The sequence below is a fragment of the Paralteromonas sediminis genome, assembly GCF_003820355.1.
Classification (GTDB): domain Bacteria; phylum Pseudomonadota; class Gammaproteobacteria; order Enterobacterales; family Alteromonadaceae; genus Alteromonas_F; species Alteromonas_F sediminis.
Map to the genome: position 1 here is coordinate 211241 of NZ_RPOK01000006.1, position 20824 is coordinate 232064.

Sequence of the window (20824 nt, forward strand, 5' to 3'; positions counted from 1 at the left end):
TCTTTTAATTAACCGACTTCGCGAAGTTTAACCCCTTTTAACATGCGGGCTTCCCGCTGCTTGAGCTGCTTCAGATAAGATCTGAGTGTTTCGCTGATTTTAGTATTGCGTTCAATTGCATCCAGTTGCGACCAAGTCGCTTTTTCACCCTGTTCGATGAGGTTACTAATGCCCTCCAACGTGGGGTTAGCCAGTATCTTACCCACGTTTCGCAGGTGATTTTCAGGTAAAATATTGATATCGCCAACATATTGTTGATCAATAATAGACCGGCATTTGTGTAGCGCCAGCTTGCTGCCCTTACCTGGGACGAGTTGCTCAAGAACATCAAACGCGAATATACCATTTCTTTTTGCTAAGTCACCAATATGTCGCCACATCATAGAACGCAAAGTGGTAGGGTCAGTGCGTTCTGTTGATAAAAAGGGCACGGCCAAAGGATTAGTCTGACTGACGATACTGTGATTTACGCCATATAGCCTAGCAAGCCGCTCAAAGGGTAAATCCGCCATCAGGGAGCCATCAGCAAAACGTCGATTAGGGATATAGGGAATGATGTCTCCCTTGGCATTTTTCGCTCTTAACTGAACGGGGTTAAAAATAACAGGTACGGCACAAGACGCTCTTACTGCCTGGGTGATAATAGCATTCGGCGAAGTTTTAGCGTTTAGCAGTCTTGAGTGTTGATGCAAGTCAGCGGGTGACACAGTAACCGTAACATGGCGACCTGTGCGCTCGAAGGCTTCCTCAAAGGTAATAACATCAAAAAGCTTGATGAGGGCATTTTCTAACGTGCGAGGATCAAACAAGCCCTTTTTATTAAACCCTTGCCAAGTGCGCCAGCCATTGAATGTTTCATGAATGAACTGTGGGTCCATGCACTCAAGTAATTCGTCGTGGGTGCGCGTAGCAAGCATAGCGGCAATAATAGAGCCTGCACTGGCGCCTGAAATAACCGTCGGCAAAACCTTGTGCTCGTTGAGCGATTTCACCACACCTGCGTGAAAAAAGCCCAATCCAGCACCGCCGGACAACATAAGGCAACTGCGACCGAAAGCGTGACTGGTCTCTTCAAAAAAGTGAAGCTTTTCGTAAAAATCTACTTCCTTTTCGTCTGCATTGTAAATGGCGTCGAGAGCTTTTTTGACTTGCTCGATAAAACGCTCAATAAGTACCTTAGTACCAATTTTACACTGTGTACGTAATACGGGTGACGCAATATTTCCTAGGTTTCCATGCAAGCCTTCGTGCAGAATAGACATAAGTCCAGAAATATCATCCTGGCTTTGTGCCAGTTGCATCCGCTGGACGCGTTTTCGAATGAGTCGATAGTCATAGTCGCGGCAGGGGTCTTTCTCTTTCCATTCCTGCGCGCCAGAAAGTTCGTCATGCTCCAGACAGGCTTCTGTATATTCTTTGTAGCTCGTTGCATGGGCAATCGCATCATCCAACTCGGACAAGCGATTATTAAAAATGGCCATAACTACCTCTCAGGCTTTCTTTACTACCGATATAAGTTTACTCAATGGAATTAGAAAGCACTACCCAATTATTGCATTGACCAATCCCCAAGCAGCCAGTAGCCTAGATATCAGAATAAAAAACTGAGAAATGCTTACCGAGTATGCAATGGAATGGTGAAATGTTGTTGTTGTTAACTATCCCTGTAGTGAGCGCTGCAGTAGGGTGGCTGACTAACTATATGGCCGTGAAAATGATGTTTTACCCCATTGAATTTATAGGGATTAAACCTATTTTTGGCTGGCAAGGTGTGATCCCAGCAAAACGACGGGAAATGGCAGAGATTGAGGTTGAACTGGTACTGGGCAAGCTGCTAAGTGTGGAAGAGTTAGCTGGTCGTTTAGATCCCGATGAACTAGCAACTGCAATGGACCGGCGCCTTAAGCAAGTGATCCGCAAAGTCGTCAATAAAGTGATGCAGGAGGCGGCACCGCAATTGTGGGCGTCACTTCCCGCGCAAGGCAAAAACCTCGTTTATATGCGCGTTGAGAATGACATGCCCAATGTTGTTCGCAAACTGGTGAACGATTTTCAGCACAATATTAATGAGATATTAAACATTAAGGAGCTGGTGGTTGAGCAACTGGTAAAATCGCCAGAGCTCATCAATGAAATATTTCTTAAATCAGGCGAAAAAGAATTTCCTTTTATCATTCGGTCCGGATTTTATTTTGGTTTTCTGTTTGGTATACCTACCATGTTGCTATGGATGGTTTATCAGGCTTGGTGGATTTTACCTGTAGGCGGACTTCTGGTGGGGTATGCCACTAACTGGATTGCCTTAAAAATTATCTTTGAACCCCTCAACCCTATTAAAATTGGGCCTTTCACGTTACAGGGTATGTTTCTTAAACGTCAGGATGATGTCTCTCGTGTGTATGCTGATTTGATTGAGCGAAAGCTCATCACTTCACAAAACATAACGCACAGCATTCTTCATGGTTCAGGCTCTGAGGCCTTGTTGGAGCTAATTGAGTTGCACGTCAACGATGCTATAGAGCGCTACGTGGCGATTGCTCAGCCTTATTTTGCCATTGGCGTTGGCTCAGAAAACTATTACAAAATGAAAGAGCTGGCGGTAAGACAAATCTTTGAAAACTCTGAGAGCACTTTGTTCTATGCTTATGATTATGCGGCCAGAGCGTTAAATGTTGGTGACGATTTGTGTGAACGCATGAGGGCGTTATCATCGAGTGAGTTTGAAGGTGTTTTACGTCCTGCCTATCAGGCGGATGAGTGGAAGCTAATAGTGGCAGGCGCTGTGCTTGGCATGCTGGCAGGGTTTGCGCAACTTTATTGGGTGTTTATGTGAAGACGGCTGAACGCATACTATCTACGGCCTTAGCCTTGTTTAATGAACACGGTGAGTCGTCAGTCAGTAGTGTTGATATTGCCAATGAGTGCGATATTAGCCCGGGTAATCTTTATTACCATTTCAAAGGTAAAGCACAGTTGGTTGATGGTCTTATGAAGCTTCATAAGGCACAAATGGACGACCTCCTCGATACTAAAAAGCTGAGCACACTGCATATTGATGACGTGTTTTATTATTTTTTCCTTGTCATTCAGAAGCTCAATTTATTCCGTTTTTTGTATCGCAGCCCTGCCGATCTAATGGAAAAGTACCCGCACTTTGCTAAGTCGCATGCCCGGTTGCTTAAGCAGTTGGAAGACACCATTCAGTTCGTGTTTGAACAGTGCGAAGCTAAACAGACATTCAGCACCCAGGGTGCTACTATCATGCACATCACACAATTATCTGCACTCATCATCACGCAATCTTGTCAGTATGACGAGCTCATTCAATATGGTAAAAGGGGAGGGATGTCGTCCCATCCTGAAGAAGCACAGTATCACGCGCTATCGTTGCTTATCACCGCATTACTGCCACGTTGTGCTTTGTCAGATAAGGTATTAGCCCAATTAATGCGCGCTATTGAACTTCACCAGCTACCCAGCGGAGGCTAGTATGAGTCGCTCCTTAACATTCCTGGATAAGACCTTTTGGATCACAGAATCAGAAGCGAATCCGAAACACGTCAGTTCAATTCAGTTATTGGATATGCCAGATGATGCTGATCCGAGTCAGTATGTTGAGTCGCTAACGAAAGAATTGCGAAGTTTCAACAAGGCAACGGCGCCTTGTAATTGTGTGGTGAAGACATTCCTTGGCTATCCGGTAGGACTAAAGCCCATTATGTCGCTGGATATGCAATACCATGTTCAGTTTCATAAGATTGACGATGTCCATGACAAAGAAAATGTAGATAATACTGTCGCTAGGATGCATGAGTCACGATTGGACCAAGACAAACCACTTTGGCAATTTCACCTTATTCACGACGGGAAATCGAAACGCTATGTTATTTATGCCCGCGTTCACCATATGTACGGTGATGGTGCAACCCTGATACGCTGGTTTCAGTCAGGCTATCTTGAGCAACCCGAAGTCGATAATTTTAAGCCTATTTGGGCAATATCTTCTTCAAAAAGAAAACGCACACCATCGCCTTTGATTAATCGGTTTGCCCGCGCTTTGCTAACCGTGTTTCATGTAACAAAAGATTTAATCGTGATTGTTTTGCGACTTTTGCTGCGAATGGTGAGGGTTAATCGTCACTACATGCCTGTTCCATTTAGCGGCACCAGGACGGTGTTAACCGGCCAAGTCAAAGCAGGGCGCGCTGTTGCGAGCATGGATATTGACTTCAATAGAGTACAAAAGCTGGGTAAACGGTGTCGGGCAACCGCCAATGAGGTGTTACTTTGTGCATTTGATATTGGTGTGCATCGCTTACTGCAAGATTATGGTCATACGTTTAAAAAAGCCCTCCTGACGAATATGCCAATTAATCTGAGGAAACCGGGCGAAACAACAGGCGGTAATAAAATTGCTATCGTGCCTGTGCAACTGGCACATGGTGAACAAGATCCTTATCTTCGTTTACGGCAGATTATTAATAATCATAGGATAGTCAAAAATGCTGCACAGCGCGCCAATCCTGCCTCTTTTAGTGTTTATACCATCATTATTCAATCAGTTGCATTAGTGTTGGAATGGGTAAAGTTGTCCGACTATGTTAGGCCAATTGCTAATATTCTCGTGTCCAACATGCCAGGACCGCAAGAAGTCAGGTATTTTAGAGACAGTAAATTAATTGGTAACTATCCAGTGTCTACCATGACGCCAGGCGGTGGCGTAAATATCACGCTAATCACATACGCCGGTGTCGCGAATGTTGGTATGGTGTGCTGTAACAAGCACATTAAAAGCTTACAACCTCTAGCGGGTTACATTGAAGAGGCGTTTGAAATGCTCGAAAAGAGCGCTGAAGATCCTACCTTGAGCATTGCCGATATTGGAGAGCATGAAGAGGACGTCGCGGTGTCCATCGTGACTGATACACTTCAGGTTCAAGACAGCCAGAACTTAAGCAGGTGATCGTCCACGCTAACCCTATCTCCAAAGCGTGAAAATAGATATTCACGCCAGTGCGTATCGCGCATGGTAAAGTGCGTGTCTATAGTATGTAGCTTGGCTTTGAGCGCTTTTTCAATCGCCGGCTTGTGCTGTTCCAGTAGCTTCTGTTTATTGCCCTGAGTAAAGCTTTGTAAATAATGCAGAGCCGCATTTGATAAGCCTCCTGTAACAGAGTTTACGATACTTTTGAGTGGCGAGGTGAAGCTGCCTGCAATAGCCAATGGGCCGAGTTGTTGTATGAGTGAAGATGTGTCTTTTACCATGCTGTACTCATCATGCACCAACGCCAGAGTGTTAAGACTGATATCTGTTATTTCTACTGTATGTGTTGAAGCATCATAGTGAGGTGTGCCCTTTATCACCGCGAGTATGTGAGCTCGATAAACCGGGTTGCCGAGAACGTCAACATGAAATTCGGTCAGCAGGTTAAGCTGAAGTTCATTGACATCGGCAGGCATACTCACTTCAGCCTCAACACAGTTTAACTTGGCATTGCCTACGGGCACTTCTACATGCATTTGCAATGGGAAATAAGGTGCCAGAAGTTGATTGAGCTCATCTTCGGTGAACGCATCGAAGCTCAGGCGGCCGGTTTTGATTAGGAACCAGCCTCCAATAAACCGGCACTTATCCATAAAGCTTAAATTTTTCATTGAGTTACAGATTCTCTCTGTGTGTTAACAAAAAACTAACGTCAAAACGACTTTTTTTGGTAAACTGGTCTGACGTCAGAGTAGTAGTAACATGGATATTCTTGCCTATTATGCAGCAGTTTGATCAAGAATTTGACTACATTATTGTAGGCGGTGGCTCAGCAGGTGCTGTGCTTGCCTCACGATTGAGTGAAGATCCCACATTAGAAGTCGCGTTAATCGAAGCGGGGAAACCTGACAATAACCCGTTAATCCACATTCCTTTTGGCCTTTCATTACTGACCCGTTTAGAGGGGATCGGCTGGGGCTACCACACTGAGCCACAGGCTCATATGGGAGAGAGGGAGATGTTCTGGCCAAGAGGCAAAACCCTGGGTGGCTCAAGTTCAGTTAATGCTATGTGCTACATAAGAGGGCAGGCAGAAGATTACGACAATTGGGTAAAACAAGGTGCTGAAGGCTGGTCATTTGACGACGTATTACCTTATTTCAAGCGCGCGGAGGACTATTGGGGTGGTGAGGATGAATTCCATGGTGTTGGAGGCCCTCTGAGCGTCAATAAACTGCGCCACGTAAGTCCGCTTTCTAAAGCCTTTGTGAACTCCGCCAAAGAGGTATCACTCGATGAAATAGCCGATTTTAATCGGCGCGAGCGAGTGGGGTTGGGGCTGTATGATGTCACGCAGCGAGACGGACAACGTTGCTCGTCCGCTAAAGGTTATTTAACCGGTGTTCGCCATCGTATTAATTTACATGTTTTTACCCGAACACTTGTTGAAAAAGTGTTGTTAAAAGAAAAAACGGCAACCGGTGTATTAGCCAGAAAACAGGGCAAGGCGATGCGACTGAATGCGCGTCGAGAGGTAATCCTCAGCGGTGGGGCTATAAATTCGCCGCAACTGTTGATGTTGTCAGGTATCGGTCCGGCTGCACATCTGAGAGACAAAGGCGTTCATGTTCAGCATGAGCTTAAAGGCGTCGGTCAGAACCTTCAGGACCACCTTGATGCCATTGTTCAGTATGAAAGTAAGGCTAAAGAGGGGTACGCTATTGCGGCGTCAGCGGTTCCGCAATATGTTAAGGCGGCATTCCGCTACCTGTTTCGACGCGATCACATATTCTCATCAAACGTAGCAGAAGCTGGTGGTTTTGCCTGTTCGCGGCACGCTAATGGGATACCTGATTTACAGTTTCATTTTTTACCTGCTCGTCTTAAAGATCACGGCAGAGAGTTTGTGACCGGATATGGATTTGGCCTACATGTTTGTTGTCTCTACCCCAAGAGTCGAGGCTATATTGCGCTGCAAAGTAGTCATCCGGCAGATCATGCAGTGATTCAGCCCAACTACCTGTCAGATGGTCACGATATTGAAGTGATGCTCGATGGATTGAAAATGGCCAGAAAGATTCTAAAGTCAGAACCATTCAGTCAATACGGTGGAACCGAAGTGATGCCCGGAGACGCTGTGCAAAGTGACGACGCTTTACTTGCCTTTATCAAAGAGCATGCAGAGACGATTTATCACCCCATAGGCACCTGTAAAATGGGTGCAAATGGCGATCCTATGAGCGTTGTTGACACCCAATGTCGTGTTATTGGTACACAGGGACTGCGTGTAGTAGACGCGTCTGTTATGCCGTCATTAGTTGGTGGTAATACTAATGCGCCCACGATTATGATAGCCGAGCGTGTTGCTGACTGGATTAAACAAGGCCTTGCATGATCTAAGAGCGCTGTATATTCTGCTGTCAATTCAATGCGTTGGTAGTTTTGGTTGTACGTAGTGCGTAGTATTTTCATTGTTTTAGCAATTTTTTTAACAGGTTGTGTTAGTACTGATCCGGTGACATCACAACAGGTCTCCAAACCGACCAAGACTCACGAGGTTGCTAAATCGCTACCCACTGTCACTTCGCCCCAAAAACAGGCAAAAGACACCCGAGAGGGCCTTGAACCCTGGGAGGTTGGTGATGTGTGGCAACGGATCCGCATGCAGCTAAGCTTTCCTCTGTCTGAACATAAACGCGTATCAGACAGAATTCGTTGGTACAAACAACAGCCCCATTACATGACGATTATCAGCGAGCGCGCTGAGCCGTTTTTGTATTACATTGTTACGGAGGTTGAAAAACGGGGACTGCCCCTTGAACTGGCGTTAGTTCCACTATTTGAAAGCGACTTCAACACGCGTGCCTATTCCAACAAGCATGCCTCGGGGTTGTGGCAACTCACACCACTTATCGCAAAGCACTATGGTGTAATAATTAATGACTGGTACGACGGGCGGCTTGATATTGTTGAATCGACGCGCGCCGCCCTGGATTTTCTAACTTATCTGCACACCCGATTTGATGGAAACTGGTTTCACGCTATAGCAGCCTATAATGCCGGCGAAGGAAGAGTAGCTCAAGCCATCAGGCGTAATCAACGCGCCGGTAAACCAACAGATTTCTTCAGCCTGAGGTTACCTAAGGAAACACGTCATTTTGTGCCCAAGTTACTGGCAGCTGCCGCGCTTTTGCATGAAGGCGAAATTGACTTCCCGACTATTGCCAATCAGCAGGTGATTGAGCTGGTACCCATGAGAGCAGGTGTTGTGATTGATGACCTGGAAACTTGGCGCGAAGTAGGTGAATTAAACCCTGGTTACCGTCGTTTTCCTGCTATGCTTAGTGGTTCACAACATGTCTTGCTAAGACTTAACCATGCGCAAAAATGGCAGCAGTATCTGGATTCTATGCCGCAAATACACAGCGAACAGTGGCAAAGCTACACCATCAGAAATGGTGACAGTCTCAGTGTTATAGCTGAAAGGTTTGCACTCTCTGTTACAGATATTAAAACGTTTAATCAGCTGAAAACATCGCGAATTAGGGCAGGGGACAAACTTATACTCCCTATTCCAGCTGAACAACAAATTGAATATCAGGTAAAGTCAGGCGATAGTCTTTGGCGCATTGCTCGGGCGTTTAATGTCAGTGTTCAAAAGCTCAAGCAATGGAACGGGTTATCACGCAGTAATCTGAGTATTGGCGATACGCTCACAATATTTTTGGCGCCTTGATGCACCTTTTATAATTCTTGGACAACCAGCATGGCAGCGCGCTGGTCAATTCTAAAGTCAAACGCTTTAAGCAGGTTCATTCCCAATAATCCCTCTGCTTGGTCAAAAGGATCGGTAGGAATGATAATGATGGTCAGGTCGCGAAATTCATAGTCACCTAACGATACCTTACTGAAGGTAACCATAGGTGCACGGATATTCCCTGCGGCTGTTTTCACGTCAAAAACACCTAAAAACTGACTGTCGTATGTTTCACTGAGACGCTCATAAGTACGTGCCGATAGGGCGGAAATACTGGCTCCAGTATCTACCAGCATACGCACCGGAGTTTGTTCAACAACGAGATCAACTAAAAACTGGTCGCCAGACCTAATGAGCGGGATCCGTTGGTTCGATTTTCCCGATGAGGTGCCTGTGTATTTATACTGGGCGTGGGCGACGCCATTGTCGCTGGATTGGTTATAGGCAATGTCTCTGATGCGCTTTGCTTCGGGATCGTTCTCGTCTATTTCGGCAAGCGTATTTTCCATCAGAGTGTAATTTTCCTGGCGTCCATAAGCTTCCGCTAATTGTAAGGTATAAAATTTATGTCCAGGCTTACGTTGAAATAAAGGCTCTAAAAACTGAGCAAGCAAGTCCCATTGCTGTTCCTGTTTTAGGGGAGTAATGGCATGCTTGACTAAATTGTCTATTCTCCCCTGAATAAGGGTTTGGGTACTTCTGTCAATGGGACGATCTAGCAAGGTATAGTAATTTAAGATTGCATCGGGCAAGGGTTTAGTCTTTGCAAAATATTCGGCTTCCATAAGCAATAGTTCAGTGTTATTGGGAAGCGCGCGTAACGCATCATTAAGTCGACGACCTAATTCAACATACTCACCGTTCTTGAGTAGTCGCCTTAGTGGTTCTATGTCCAATTCTGCGCGAACTTCGGAGAATGGGCGATATTCATCTTCTTCCTGTTGTGATGCAGGTTTACTTTCTATCATTTCCAAAGGGGTGGTAGTTTTGCTCTTTCCGTACCAGAGGAATAGGTTAAAACCCACTGATGCTAGCAGTATCACGATCAGCCAAATAGTGAGTTTATTCATGCCTCTATCCTAATTAATGCACTACCATATATATCGCGAAACACTTCTGGCATCCTTGCAGGTTTACCCGTTGATAAGGTGGTACAGACAAACGTTGTTTGCGCTTTATACACGGTGGACTGTCTTTTCTTACAAATGTACTGAAAATCGCGCGTCAACGTAAGCCTATTATCACATCCTGTTATCCATGTTGCACACAGCACAATGTCATTTTCAAGGCAAGGCTGCAAATATTTTACCTTGTGTTCATGCACAACCATGGCGCGGTCAAGCTTTTGGTAATCGTTAAAGGATAATCCCAACGCTTGTGAATGTGCCCAAGCAAGTTTTTCTTGTTGCGCGATGTAAGCCACATTGTTGACATGCTGGTAATGGTCTAGATGGGACTTATCTATTATCCAGGTCTCGATGTGTGGAGTGGGAAAATACCAATTCATGCCGCTCACACTTCGGGAATGGGATTATTTGTTGCGAGACAGACTGACTCATCTAACAGTGCATGCATAATTTCGCGTTCTTTACTCAAAACGGGATTAATGAAATCGTGGACATCGCCAATTTTCTTGAAGGACTGAAAACCCTGCTCTAAAAATTCATGTAATGAGAGCAGTCCAGCAAGTTGAGCCGGCTTTCTGGCCAGTTTGATGATCATCGATACCCCCCTGATATGAACTACGTCGGCCAGTTGTTCGCCCAAATGATAGATAATGTCAATTTGTCGCTTACGATCGTCAAGTCTATTACTTTTGCGGTACGCCGTCGCATAGTTAAACGCATTTAACGGGCCATCCAAGTGATTTATCAGGTCCAAATCCAGATCAAAAGACAGGGTGTTGACGGCAACGGCATCTTTCAGTGCCAACATGGCCTTTTCAGGCAAGACGGCGGCAAGTTTTGGAACTACTCTGGCGAGGTCGGCATCTCTTTGACTAAAATCTTTAGGGCCGTATAGTTCGTCCACGAAAAACTGCATTGCTGCTTGATACCGTGACTCCTTAGCCAGTGTGTCGTGCGTGACAAGTAGACGAGCACACTGCCATTCCTGTAAGCGTTTAACCGGCTCCAGAGTACCCATTTTTTCGGCCAATTCTCTCTGTGCTTGTATCCGCCTAAGGTCAGCAATAATGATGTCGGCGATTGATGACAATGAAAACATTCCTGTTACAACTCATGCCCGATAGCATAGCGGAAAGTGGGGTTAATTTGCTACACTCTCGCGCCATTAACCATTACATCGCTTGAAACGTGAATAGAAACGGCAATGCACGAACATAACAACGTCGAAAGGTTGATTGCGCTGTTCAATCGTACCTTTAGCGCCTACAACACACGCCTGATTAAAGGCGAAGGTGAACCCGTCTATATACCTGCCAATGAAACAGTGCCTTATCATCGCATAGAGTTCGCCCATGGCTTTTTTGCAAGCGCATTGCATGAGGTTGCTCACTGGTGCATTGCGGGTGCATCGCGGCGATTGCTGGAAGACTATGGGTACTGGTATTGCCCGGATGGTAGGGACCATTTGCAACAAAAGGCGTTTGAATCAGTGGAAATAAAGCCTCAAGCACTGGAATGGGCGTTTTCTCTCGCCAGTGGACAACCGTTTCGGGTCAGTACAGATAATCTGGATGGTGCAGAGCCCGATAGAGAAACATTCACCAGCAATGTCAAAAGTCAACTACTTACCTATATGGCTGAAGGATTTCCTCCTAGAGCCGCAATCTTTATTCGGGCGTTGGAGACAGAATTTAACAGACCACAAATAGGCGAACATTCTCTGATGGAGTGTGCTGCATGAGTGTCCGACGGTTTAAATTAGGACTCATTGTTAATCCCTATGCCGGTATCGGAGGTGCATTGGCGCTCAAGGGAAGTGACGGACAAGAGATTCGACAGAAAGCGCTGTTGGCCGGTGCTAAAAAACTGGCTAACGAAAAAACGGGCAGAGCACTAAAACAGTTATTGGCTGACAAAGCGTCTATTGACATCTACACAGCGTCTGCAGAAATGGGTGAAACCATTGCCAAAAGTATGGGATTTGAAACCCACTGTGTGTACTACCAGGCCAACCCTCAAACAGAGCCTCAAGACACTGTTAATGCAGCGCGCGCATTAGTGGAACAGCAGATTGATTTACTTTTATTTGCAGGTGGCGATGGCACGGCAAGGAATATCTTTGACGAAGTGGGGCTGTCTACACCTGTTATCGGCGTGCCTGCCGGATGCAAAATCCATTCTGGTGTCTATGCAGTGACACCCGGCGCGGCTGGTGAAGTGGTACAAAAAATGGTGCGCGGTGAAATTGTCAGTGAAGTGGTGGGTGAAGTGAAAGACATTGATGAGCACGCGTTCAGAGATGGCGTTGTGCGTGCACAGTACTACGGTGAAATGCGTGTACCTCATGCGCTCATGTATGTGCAATCGGTTAAAATGGGTGGTAAAGAAAGTGATGAGCTTGTGCTTGATGACATCATTGCTGAGGTTGAATCTGAAATGGAAGAGTACCCAGATCACTACTTTGTTATGGGTTCGGGATCAACAGTTGCAGCCCTAATGGCGTCTTTGGCATTGCCCAATACATTACTCGGTGTAGATGTGGTTTTCCAAGGACAGCGGGTGCTAACTGATGCAACCGCTGAACAGCTTGAAGCCTTGGTAGCTCAATACCCGAATAAGATAAAGGGTGTTATTACCCTTATAGGCGGTCAAGGACATGTTTTTGGGCGGGGTAACCAGCAACTTAGCCCTGCCTTTATACGTGCCGTTGGCAAACAGAACTTTTATGTTTTAGCCAGTAAAAGCAAACTCGAAACGTTAAACGGCAGACCCCTGCGCGTAGATACCGGTGACGAGGATCTCGATGCTGCATTACAGGGGCCGCTATCGATTATCACCGGATACAAAGACAGAGTACTTTACCCCATCGCATAAGGAGAACCGTTGTTGCAAAACTCACCCAATATAGCTGCATTTGAAGCGCACGTTTTGGCCATTGAAGCCGATTTAGACGGCGTAGTTGACACCGGAACCGATGATGATTTATTTATTGCCAGTTATTTGCAAGGACATGTGGCCGTTGTAGCCAAGCCCATGGAAGTTCAGCCTGATGCTAATCTGATTAAGCTCGATCAGGCAATAATGCGCAGTCTTGAGGAGGCATTTGACAACAATGAACTAGACGTAGTCGATCAGGAAAAAGTGATTGCTTTGTGGCAAAGCTTGCTCAGTAAACGCCAGTTAAATAAATAAATTGGCAATGTTTTGCCGCCTCTCTACACGCAAGGTAAGTTAAAGCGAGCCGTTGGCGTCTTCAACAATGAGGCACGATTTTTGCGAGTCCGCTATTATAGATTATTGGCGGAATACGATTATGCGACCTCTGTTTACTTCGATGGCAACGTTTGTCAGCTGGTTTTGTTTGTTTGTCGTGGTATGGGGCCTGTTAGGTTGTGCGAGCCAGGAAGACATGAACCTACAGGCCGCTACGTCTTCTCGGGACCCAGTTCCACCTCTTGGCAATGTGGAATATCATACCTTCCAGTTGGCCAATGAACTTTTTTCTCAGGTGCAGCCAGCCAGACAAACCCGTTATGCGGTCGTCGGCTTTGTGCCCATTCCTACTCATAAATTCGATGCTGACAACAATCATCCACTACAGTTGCTAGGACATCAAATAAGGGAAGGGATGATAACAGAAGCGACAAAACGCGGATTCACCGCTCAAGAATTTTTAATAAGTAGCGATATAAAGTTAACAGCAGTGGATGACCGCGTGCTATCCCGCAGCGTTGACGAATTGTCAAATGTGCAACGGGTGGACTATTACATTACGGGAACGATACTGCATCAGCAGGAAGGCGCAGTAGTTAATGCCAGGATTGTCCATGTTAGGAATAAGGAAGTTGTTGCGGCAGCAACACGCTTCTTTCCTGGCACGCTTTTTTGGCGTGAAGAGCAGGTTACCACCAGACAAGGGCGGCTTTACCGAATGGCAAAGTCAGATCCCCAACAGTAAAAAGAGTTGAGTAGGACCATGAATCAAAAATTTGCCAGGTATCTATTATGTGCCGGTGTTGCCACTTTAGCTGCATGCACCACGTATGATGGCGAACAGGCTGAATCCTTATCAGCCAAGCCTCAGCTCAATGTTATTGATATTACAACGGTAGATTCAGACGGAGGTATGCATTACAGCAAACCAAATTATGATCAAGAGGATAACTTCGGTGCGCCGGGACAACCACCGCTTTATTCCAGTGTTCAAGGGGCTTATAAGGGAAGACCGTTAACCAAGCACGTCGGAGATTATGTGCAAAACCTGACTCAGGACTTGGTCTCCAATATGGACTATGTTACTCAGAAAACGCCGATTGGTGTTACGCATTTCGCTTTATTGGACAGTGATTTACAGCAAACAAATTTACTCGGCCGGCAAATGGCTGAGTCGTTTATGCATGAGTTTCACAAATTTCGTATACCTGTTATCGACTTTAAGACCACAGAGTATATCCGCGTGACTGATCAGGGCGATTTTGTGCTGACAAGAGATTATTTAGAGCTCGATAATGCGGCAGCGATCCAATATGTGCTAACAGGAACAATGGCCAAACACCAAGGTGGCTATTTTATCAATGCCAGACTGATTGGTATGCAGTCGAGAGCCGTAGTGGCGTCGGCGCAAACGCTGATCCCCTTCTATGTGGTTGATGCCATCATTCCCAGTGATCTGGATTCAATGAGCACCATGCAGGATGGCATTAAGCTGTCTCAGGGCGAGTAAGATGATTGACGTTTATCGTTTTCTTTCACTTGTTGCTGTGGGGGCAACCCTTAGTGCATGCAGCACATTGGTGCCTCATGTTTACCAGCCAGTTCATGAGTCAAATATCGTTAATGATACTGCTGCAATTTCTGAACAGCTGGCGGCGGAAAAAGGACTGGATTATCGACCGGAAACCTCCGAATCAATTGACGCTGATGTAGTTGCTTTTGGCAGACCAAAAACCGTGCACAAATATGTGGACGATTATGCTGACCAATTAGCCATGTTACTGATGGAGCGTGCTTTTTTACTCAAACAAAGCGACAAAATAGCAGTCGCCAGTTTTGTCCGCTTTAATCGCTCATTAAGAGAACCTACTGTCTTTGGCAATCGTTTGGCGGAGGCACTTGGCATAGAGTTACAGCAATATGGCATGTCCATTATAGAAACCAAACTTACGAAAGATTACGCCATTACCCATTACGGTGACCTGGCGTTGTCACGCAACGTTAAGCATTTACCAAGAGAACTTAATGTTGATTATATACTCACTGGCACCTTGATAGAGCGCGGTGAGGGGGTAACGGTTAATGCGAGAATTGTTTCTATTGATTCACAGTCAGTGGCGGCAGCAGCCAGTTTGTACATCCCGCAATTTATTGTGTCTAACGAACATTTTTACATTCATGGACGCTAATCAGGCGCATAACGCTCTGGCGAGACTGCCTCGACAAGAACTTTACTGAGTGGCACAGGTTGCTGCGTTAACTTACTTGCCAGTATTTCTGACATCAAGGGAGCAGTGGTCAGTCCTCGCGAGCCCAAACCACTCAAAATGCTGACGTGACTGTCTATACCTTTTTCAACAAGTTTACCTACTATAGGCTGATGATCCGGCAATGACATTCGGACCGATGCGCGTCCTGTTTGGTCAAATTGTAGTGTGCTGGCCCATTGCGAAGCAGACAACGCTTTTTGATGAACCTCCCTGTTCATCTGCTCTTCCTCAATTCTGTATGTGGTGTCAGTATCTTGCCTGACATACGTTGACCCCAGTGCATGGCGCTGCTGATATACCGGTGTTAAATAACCCTTATGGCAAACCACAGTTTGCAATTTGTTCAGTGGTGACTGCGTAGGAAGGTATTCCACCTGACCTCTTGTACGCCTGAACGGCAACGACGTAATGGCGTCTGTTAAATGAGACTCCGCGCCCGTGCAGAGCACTAAATGATCGTAGGTGGCGCTTGAAACGTCAGTATTGATGATTACCCCGTGGGCAGTCGACGTGATACTGTTTACTCTTGTTTTGTCTACCAGCCTGAAACGTCCACTTGATTCACAGGCCTGAACTAGTGCGTTAACCAGCTCGGGTGGGCAGATCCAACCGCCATGCGGAAAATATAGGGCTGGATAGTGTAAATCGATTCCCGTTATCTCCGCTGTACGATCAGCCTGTAAACCTCTTACTAACGAGTCTGGCCAAACGCTATTTGATAACAATTTTGTCTGGCGCTTTATAGTTTGGTCTGAGAAAGCAAGCTGTACTACACCACACCAGTCATGCGCAAAATGAAACCCGGCATCAAGTAGCTGCCTGTATCGTTGAATAGCAAAAAGGAAGCTGTGTGCCTGTATCCTGGCTGCGTGACTGCCTTGTGCATGTAACTGTGGGTAAAAACCGCCTTGCGCATTGCCTGATGCTCCACTGGCCAATTGTTTGTCGCAAAATAAGGTAACCTGAAGCCCTTTTTGGATTAATGCATAGGCCATGTTTGCACCCGCAAGTCCTCCGCCTATGACAGCGATGTGTTCAGGTATGCTGGTTCGCATCTTTGGTTCACTTTTAGACTCTGTTGTACTTAATTCGCCTCGCAGCATTTCTCTCTTACGGCCAAACCCCGGGGATTTATGCATAGTGAAACCCGCGTCAATTAACCCTCTCCGCACAAATCCTGCCGCTGTGAATGTTGCTACTGTGGCTGAAGCTTTGGATAGTCGAGCCATATTGTCAAACAAGCTCTGACGCCACATCTGCGGGTTTTTGCTCGGTGCAAAACCGTCCAGAAACCAAGCGTCGACAAGGCCGTCATCCTTTATGTCCCATTGCGCCATCACATCATCGACGTCACCGAGCCATAAATCTAAGGTAACCTGCGGAAAAACCAGTCTGTGAGCACCAGCTAAGTCAATCGGATACTGGTTTACGAGCATGTCTGCGTAGATGGCAAGAGACGGATGCTTAGCCAGTGCATCTGATAAGTCTGTAACTGTTAAAGGAAATTTTTCACAGGACAATATAGTTAGTGTTTTCAGCGGAGCTTGGGGAAACTGCTGACGGAACGTTAAAAAAGTTGCAATCGTTAGCAAACAGTTTAGGCCTGTGCCAAATCCAGTCTCTGCAATACAGAAGTGTGGTTGTTGCCATGTTTGCCAGCGTGACACCAGAGCATTGCCGTTTAGGAAAACATGCTCGGTTTCGGCCAGTCCATCGTCATTTGAGAAATATACATCATCAAAGGCGTCTGCTACAGGGGTACCGCTTTCGTTAAAGCGAACTTTGGCGGGTTGAATTTTCATCATTTAGGAGGACCGACTACTTTAATCTGGGTTGCAATATTATGAGCATTGATTCACAGTGTACACTTGTACGCTGAAATGAGAATAAACCTCGTAATGCTACGATTTCACAACAAATTTGCAAAGGGTAACATATGAAACGAGTAGTCATCACTGGCATGGGTATTGTGTCGAGTATTGGCATCAACAAACAGGACGTACTGGCCTCTTTAAAAGCAGGCAAGTCGGGGATCACTTTTTCAGAATCATTTGCTGAAATGGGCTTGCGCAGTCAAGTATGGGGTGATGTCGACATCGATATGTCCGAGCATGTTGACAGAAAGCAGCTGCGCTTTATGGGTGACGCCGCGGCTTACGCATATGTTGCAATGAAACAGGCTGTTGAAGACTCAGGTTTAACGGAAGCACAAATCTCTAACCCCCGCACTGGCATAGTGGCAGGGTCGGGCGGTGCTTCATCTGAGCATCAGGTCGCGTCTGCAGATATTCTAAGAGAAAAAGGGGTGAGACGCGTTGGGCCTTATATGGTGACACGTTGCATGGCTTCAACGGTTTCTGCCTGTTTAGCGACACCGTTCAAAATCAAAGGCGTTAACTATTCGATTGCATCAGCATGTGCTACCAGTGCGCACTGTATTGGTCACGCAATGGAGCTGATTCAATTAGGGAAGCAGGATGTAGTATTTGCTGGTGGTGGTGAAGAGCTTCATTGGACCCTGTCTGCACAGTTTGATGCTATGGGGGCATTGTCGTCTAAGTACAATGACGATCCGACAGCGGCGTCGAGAACCTATGATGCAGACAGAGATGGTTTTGTAAGCAGTGGTGGCGGCGGTATGGTCGTGGTCGAGTCACTAGAGCATGCGTTGGCCCGCGGTGCCCATATATACGCAGAAGTCGTGGGGTACGGCGCAACGTCGGACGGTGTTGATATGGTTGCGCCCTCAGGTGAAGGTGCTGTGCGTTGTATGCAAATGGCACTGGAGAACGTTGAAGGGGATATCGACTATTTAAATACACACGGTACATCCACACCAGTGGGTGATGTAAAAGAATTGGAAGCGATCCGAACTGTGTTTGGTGATAAACGGGTTCCGATAAGCGCCACTAAGTCTCTAACTGGACATGCTTTGGGAGCAGCGGGTGTCAATGAAGCAATTTATTCTTTACTCATGCTGGAAAATAGCTTTATATCGCCGTCAATAAATATTTCAAACTTGGATGAAAAAGCAGAAGGTTTGGATATAGTCACTGAGACCAGAGATGCAGAGTTAAATACTGTAATGTCTAATAGTTTTGGTTTTGGTGGAACCAACGCAACCTTGGTCATGCAAAAATATAAAGGCTAATGCGAATACTTTATGAAGACACTATGCCCCACGCAGGGGCATATTTCTCTGCGTTGGGGAACGCCAGTGCCTACAAATGGCAAACGCTTTCCCCAAACGACTTAGTCAATGTAGACATTCTGGCTGTTCGCTCAACCACAAAAGTCGACCGTCATCTCATTGCTAAGGCTAATCAGTTAAAATATGTGGCTACCGCAACAGCGGGGACAAACCACATGGATACCCATGCGCTCACTGAAGCTGGCATTCATTGGTCATCAGCTGCGGGTTGTAATGCCGTAGCCGTGGCGCAGTATGTAGTCAGTGCCCTGTGTTATGCGCATCTATCTCATTCCCTTAACCTCGACAATATAACCGTTGGCATTGTTGGTGCTGGTCATGTTGGTACAGCAGTCAGTAGCATGCTTGATGCATTAGGAGTTTGCTATGTGCTTTGTGATCCGCCAATCGCATCAGCCGACAGCCGAACCTTTGTCTCTTTGCAAGAAGCGCTAAAATGTGACGTCATTACGTTACATGTGCCCTACACGAAAGAAGGCCTATATCCTACAGAGAACCTGTTGAGCAGGGAACTGCTGGCAAAGCTGGAACCTCGCCAATGGCTGATTAATGCGTGTCGTGGCGAGGTGATAGATGAGGACGCGATCATTGCTCTTAAAAAAGCGGGTGGTGGTCCCAATTTGGTATTAGACGTTTTTGCGAATGAACCTCACATTAATCAGGTACTATTGCCCTATGTTCAAATCGCAACACCTCACATAGCTGGCCATACACTTGAAGGCAAGGTAAGAGGTACGCAGATGGTTTATGACTGGCTGCGAAATACTGTGCCGTCGTTTAATGGCGCAGCAAGTAAAAATATGGATAACATGTTGCCAAAGGTTGATCCTATTACTGCCAAAGATTTAGCAATGCCATTTCAGCTGATGCCATTTTTATTGCGAATATATGATATACATTTTGATCATAGGCAATTTGTAAATAACATGGCACAATCCAACGCATTCTCGCAAATGCGAAAGGCTTACAGAGTCAGGCGAGAATATTCTGCGTATAGACTGGCCTTTGCCAGTGAGTTGTCTGACGACAACCGACGCGTATTGACAGCCTTGGGCTTCAATCTAAACGCTTAATAAATCAATAAAATTTTTATAATAGGAGCATAAAACACCATGTCTCAATCCTTTGATGTTGCCGTTTTGGGGGCAACAGGTCTGGTAGGACAGACCATGATAGAGTTACTTGAAGCGCGTGACTTTCCAATTAATACGCTTTATCCACTGGCGAGTAAACGCTCGGCAGGTGGCACGGTAACCTATAAAGGAAAAGACATCACGGTGTTAGATGCAGACGAGTTTGACTGGTCAAAAGCGCACTTTGGTTTCTTTTCTGCTGGTGGCAGTGTGTCGGCAAAATTTGCCCCAATTGCCGGTGATGCGGGCTGCATTGTTATCGACAATACTTCACATTTTCGCTACGACAATGACATCCCTCTGGTCGTTCCAGAGGTCAATGCCCATGCATTGGCTGATTTCCGTAATCGCAATATTATCGCCAACCCCAATTGTTCAACCATTCAAATGTTAGTGGCACTTAAGCCTATTCAGGATGCTGTTGGTATTTCGAGAATAAATGTAAGCACTTATCAGTCTGTTTCTGGTGCGGGTAAGGACGCTATGGAAGAGCTGGCCAAACAAACCGCTGACCTACTTAATGCACGCGAAGTGAAATCAGAGGCCTTTAGTCGTCAGATTGCATTCAATGCGATTCCACAAATCGATGTTTTTATGGACAACGATTACACTAAAGAAGAGATGAAAATGTCATGGGAAACCCAAAAAATAATGGGCGATGACAGTATACTGGTCAATGCAACCGCAGTGCGTTTGCCCGTGTTTTACGGTCATGGTGAAGCTATTCATCTCGAAACGCATCAACCTATAAGTGCTGAAGAAGTGAAAGATTTGCTGGCTAACGCACCGGGTGTGACCGTGTATCGTGATCGTGAGGACTTTCCCACGCAGGTTAGCAGCGCTAGCGGCAATGACAGTGTTCATGTAGGGCGCATACGCAACGATATTACTCATCCCAATGGTATCAACCTGTGGGTAGTGTCAGACAACATCCGCAAAGGCGCAGCAACCAACAGTATTCAAATTGCTGAAACGCTTATCCGAGACTACCTGTAAAAAGAACTAATGTAAGCCACCTGCAGCTATCTTTTGCCGCGGGTGGCTTTGTGGTTTATATTCAATACTAATGTTTGCCAAGTTGACAAAAATGTAAAACACTTTTATGTCGGCGCGAATCTTGCTAGTTTTC

Annotated in this window: 20 protein-coding genes; 14 read left to right on the top strand and 6 right to left on the bottom strand. The window is 46.0% G+C overall.

What is annotated here, in order from left to right; all coding sequences use genetic code 11:
• Nucleotides 1-8: 8 nt before the first annotated feature.
• Nucleotides 9-1481: a DUF3336 domain-containing protein gene (locus DRW07_RS17405; RefSeq protein WP_124029222.1), complete on the bottom strand. Its 1473-nt coding sequence runs from the start codon at nt 1479-1481 to the stop codon at nt 9-11.
• 143 nt (nt 1482-1624) lie between these two features.
• Between DRW07_RS17405 and DRW07_RS17410 the strand changes: the two genes are divergently transcribed.
• The 3 genes from DRW07_RS17410 to DRW07_RS17420 are packed head-to-tail and all read left to right on the top strand — an operon-like array spanning nt 1625 to nt 4963.
• On the top strand, nt 1625-2833 hold the full coding sequence (locus tag DRW07_RS17410) for a DUF445 domain-containing protein (protein WP_124029223.1): 1209 nt from the start codon (nt 1625-1627) through the stop codon (nt 2831-2833).
• Nucleotides 2830-3489, top strand: a complete 660-nt coding sequence (locus DRW07_RS17415; protein WP_124029224.1) for a TetR/AcrR family transcriptional regulator — start codon at nt 2830-2832, stop codon at nt 3487-3489. Before DRW07_RS17410 ends, DRW07_RS17415 begins: the two co-directional genes overlap by 4 nt.
• Nucleotide 3490: 1 nt before the next feature.
• The gene (locus DRW07_RS17420; RefSeq protein ID WP_124029225.1) at nt 3491-4963 is read left to right on the top strand and encodes a wax ester/triacylglycerol synthase domain-containing protein; all 1473 of its coding nucleotides are present in this window, start codon (nt 3491-3493) and stop codon (nt 4961-4963) included.
• Here DRW07_RS17420 and DRW07_RS17425 read toward each other — a convergent pair.
• Nucleotides 4936-5655 carry a YceB family lipoprotein gene (locus DRW07_RS17425; RefSeq protein WP_124029226.1) on the bottom strand — a complete coding sequence of 240 codons (720 nt, stop codon included), beginning with the start codon at nt 5653-5655 and terminating at the stop codon, nt 4936-4938. The genes DRW07_RS17420 and DRW07_RS17425 overlap by 28 nt on opposite strands.
• A 110-nt stretch (nt 5656-5765) precedes the next feature.
• On the opposite strand from DRW07_RS17425, the gene DRW07_RS17430 reads away from it, so the two are divergent.
• Together DRW07_RS17430 and DRW07_RS17435 are read left to right on the top strand one after the other, a co-directional pair.
• Nucleotides 5766-7379: a GMC family oxidoreductase gene (locus tag DRW07_RS17430; RefSeq protein ID WP_124029227.1), complete on the top strand. Its 1614-nt coding sequence runs from the start codon at nt 5766-5768 to the stop codon at nt 7377-7379.
• Nucleotides 7380-7499: 120 nt separating this feature from the next.
• Nucleotides 7500-8720 (top strand): LysM peptidoglycan-binding domain-containing protein, encoded by a 1221-nt coding sequence (locus DRW07_RS17435; RefSeq protein WP_240630711.1) that lies wholly within the window; start codon nt 7500-7502, stop codon nt 8718-8720.
• An 8-nt stretch (nt 8721-8728) separates the two neighbouring features.
• Here DRW07_RS17435 and DRW07_RS17440 read toward each other — a convergent pair whose 3' ends face one another.
• Genes DRW07_RS17440 through DRW07_RS17450 form a run of 3 tightly spaced genes read right to left on the bottom strand, consistent with a single transcriptional unit; the run spans nt 8729 to nt 10958 of the window.
• Nucleotides 8729-9811: a retropepsin-like aspartic protease gene (locus DRW07_RS17440; protein WP_124029228.1), complete on the bottom strand. Its 1083-nt coding sequence runs from the start codon at nt 9809-9811 to the stop codon at nt 8729-8731.
• Nucleotides 9808-10248: an acyl-CoA thioesterase gene (locus DRW07_RS17445; protein WP_124029229.1), complete on the bottom strand. Its 441-nt coding sequence runs from the start codon at nt 10246-10248 to the stop codon at nt 9808-9810. The genes DRW07_RS17440 and DRW07_RS17445 overlap by 4 nt, the downstream gene beginning before the upstream one ends.
• A gap of 5 nt (nt 10249-10253) precedes the next feature.
• The gene (locus DRW07_RS17450) at nt 10254-10958 is read right to left on the bottom strand and encodes a DUF8198 family protein (protein WP_338067775.1); all 705 of its coding nucleotides are present in this window, start codon (nt 10956-10958) and stop codon (nt 10254-10256) included.
• 114 nt (nt 10959-11072) lie between these two features.
• Between DRW07_RS17450 and DRW07_RS17455 the strand changes: the two genes are divergently transcribed.
• The 6 genes from DRW07_RS17455 to DRW07_RS17480 all read left to right on the top strand — a co-directional run bounded on the left by DRW07_RS17455 (nt 11073) and on the right by DRW07_RS17480 (nt 15270).
• Nucleotides 11073-11609 carry an elongation factor P hydroxylase gene (locus DRW07_RS17455; protein ID WP_124029230.1) on the top strand — a complete coding sequence of 179 codons (537 nt, stop codon included), beginning with the start codon at nt 11073-11075 and terminating at the stop codon, nt 11607-11609.
• On the top strand, nt 11606-12742 hold the full coding sequence (locus DRW07_RS17460; protein ID WP_124029231.1) for an ATP-NAD kinase family protein: 1137 nt from the start codon (nt 11606-11608) through the stop codon (nt 12740-12742). Before DRW07_RS17455 ends, DRW07_RS17460 begins: the two co-directional genes overlap by 4 nt.
• A 9-nt stretch (nt 12743-12751) precedes the next feature.
• Nucleotides 12752-13060 carry a YfcL family protein gene (locus DRW07_RS17465; RefSeq protein WP_240630713.1) on the top strand — a complete coding sequence of 103 codons (309 nt, stop codon included), beginning with the start codon at nt 12752-12754 and terminating at the stop codon, nt 13058-13060.
• 121 nt (nt 13061-13181) lie between these two features.
• A complete protein-coding gene (locus DRW07_RS17470; protein WP_124029232.1) occupies nt 13182-13826 on the top strand; it encodes a FlgO family outer membrane protein in 645 nt (214 codons plus the stop codon).
• A gap of 18 nt (nt 13827-13844) precedes the next feature.
• Nucleotides 13845-14591, top strand: a complete 747-nt coding sequence (locus DRW07_RS17475; RefSeq protein WP_124029233.1) for a FlgO family outer membrane protein — start codon at nt 13845-13847, stop codon at nt 14589-14591.
• Between the two features lies 1 nt (nt 14592).
• Nucleotides 14593-15270 (top strand): FlgO family outer membrane protein, encoded by a 678-nt coding sequence (locus DRW07_RS17480; RefSeq protein ID WP_124029234.1) that lies wholly within the window; start codon nt 14593-14595, stop codon nt 15268-15270.
• Here the strand turns inward: DRW07_RS17480 and mnmC are convergent.
• A complete protein-coding gene (gene mnmC / locus DRW07_RS17485; RefSeq protein WP_240630715.1) occupies nt 15267-17156 on the bottom strand; it encodes a bifunctional tRNA (5-methylaminomethyl-2-thiouridine)(34)-methyltransferase MnmC2/FAD-dependent 5-carboxymethylaminomethyl-2-thiouridine(34) oxidoreductase MnmC1 in 1890 nt (629 codons plus the stop codon). The two genes, DRW07_RS17480 and mnmC, sit on opposite strands and share 4 nt — an antisense overlap.
• Nucleotides 17157-17287: 131 nt before the next feature.
• Between mnmC and fabB the strand changes: the two genes are divergently transcribed.
• From fabB to DRW07_RS17500, 3 genes are read left to right on the top strand one after another with little or no spacing between them, the layout of a single operon-like run.
• Nucleotides 17288-18502, top strand: a complete 1215-nt coding sequence (gene fabB, locus DRW07_RS17490; protein ID WP_124029235.1) for a beta-ketoacyl-ACP synthase I — start codon at nt 17288-17290, stop codon at nt 18500-18502.
• A 23-nt stretch (nt 18503-18525) separates the two neighbouring features.
• Nucleotides 18526-19635, top strand: coding sequence for a 4-phosphoerythronate dehydrogenase (locus tag DRW07_RS17495; protein WP_240630717.1), 1110 nt, complete (start codon nt 18526-18528; stop codon nt 19633-19635).
• 39 nt (nt 19636-19674) lie between these two features.
• Nucleotides 19675-20691 carry an aspartate-semialdehyde dehydrogenase gene (locus tag DRW07_RS17500; RefSeq protein WP_124029237.1) on the top strand — a complete coding sequence of 339 codons (1017 nt, stop codon included), beginning with the start codon at nt 19675-19677 and terminating at the stop codon, nt 20689-20691.
• The last annotated feature ends 133 nt before the right edge of the window (nt 20692-20824 follow it).

Excerpts from the sequence above, each read along its gene's own strand:
- DRW07_RS17405 (WP_124029222.1), bottom strand. The coding sequence starts at position 1,481 with ATGGCCATTTTTAATAATCGCTTGTCCGAGTTGGATGATGCGATTGCC.
- DRW07_RS17410 (WP_124029223.1), top strand. The coding sequence starts at position 1,625 with ATGCAATGGAATGGTGAAATGTTGTTGTTGTTAACTATCCCTGTAGTG.
- DRW07_RS17420 (WP_124029225.1), top strand. The coding sequence starts at position 3,491 with ATGAGTCGCTCCTTAACATTCCTGGATAAGACCTTTTGGATCACAGAA.
- DRW07_RS17425 (WP_124029226.1), bottom strand. The coding sequence starts at position 5,655 with ATGAAAAATTTAAGCTTTATGGATAAGTGCCGGTTTATTGGAGGCTGG.
- DRW07_RS17430 (WP_124029227.1), top strand. The coding sequence starts at position 5,766 with ATGCAGCAGTTTGATCAAGAATTTGACTACATTATTGTAGGCGGTGGC.
- DRW07_RS17440 (WP_124029228.1), bottom strand. The coding sequence starts at position 9,811 with ATGAATAAACTCACTATTTGGCTGATCGTGATACTGCTAGCATCAGTG.
- DRW07_RS17445 (WP_124029229.1), bottom strand. The coding sequence starts at position 10,248 with ATGAATTGGTATTTTCCCACTCCACACATCGAGACCTGGATAATAGAT.
- DRW07_RS17455 (WP_124029230.1), top strand. The coding sequence starts at position 11,073 with ATGCACGAACATAACAACGTCGAAAGGTTGATTGCGCTGTTCAATCGT.
- DRW07_RS17460 (WP_124029231.1), top strand. The coding sequence starts at position 11,606 with ATGAGTGTCCGACGGTTTAAATTAGGACTCATTGTTAATCCCTATGCC.
- DRW07_RS17470 (WP_124029232.1), top strand. The coding sequence starts at position 13,182 with ATGCGACCTCTGTTTACTTCGATGGCAACGTTTGTCAGCTGGTTTTGT.
- DRW07_RS17475 (WP_124029233.1), top strand. The coding sequence starts at position 13,845 with ATGAATCAAAAATTTGCCAGGTATCTATTATGTGCCGGTGTTGCCACT.
- DRW07_RS17480 (WP_124029234.1), top strand. The coding sequence starts at position 14,593 with ATGATTGACGTTTATCGTTTTCTTTCACTTGTTGCTGTGGGGGCAACC.
- mnmC (WP_240630715.1), bottom strand. The coding sequence starts at position 17,156 with ATGATGAAAATTCAACCCGCCAAAGTTCGCTTTAACGAAAGCGGTACC.
- fabB (WP_124029235.1), top strand. The coding sequence starts at position 17,288 with ATGAAACGAGTAGTCATCACTGGCATGGGTATTGTGTCGAGTATTGGC.
- DRW07_RS17495 (WP_240630717.1), top strand. The coding sequence starts at position 18,526 with ATGCCCCACGCAGGGGCATATTTCTCTGCGTTGGGGAACGCCAGTGCC.
- DRW07_RS17500 (WP_124029237.1), top strand. The coding sequence starts at position 19,675 with ATGTCTCAATCCTTTGATGTTGCCGTTTTGGGGGCAACAGGTCTGGTA.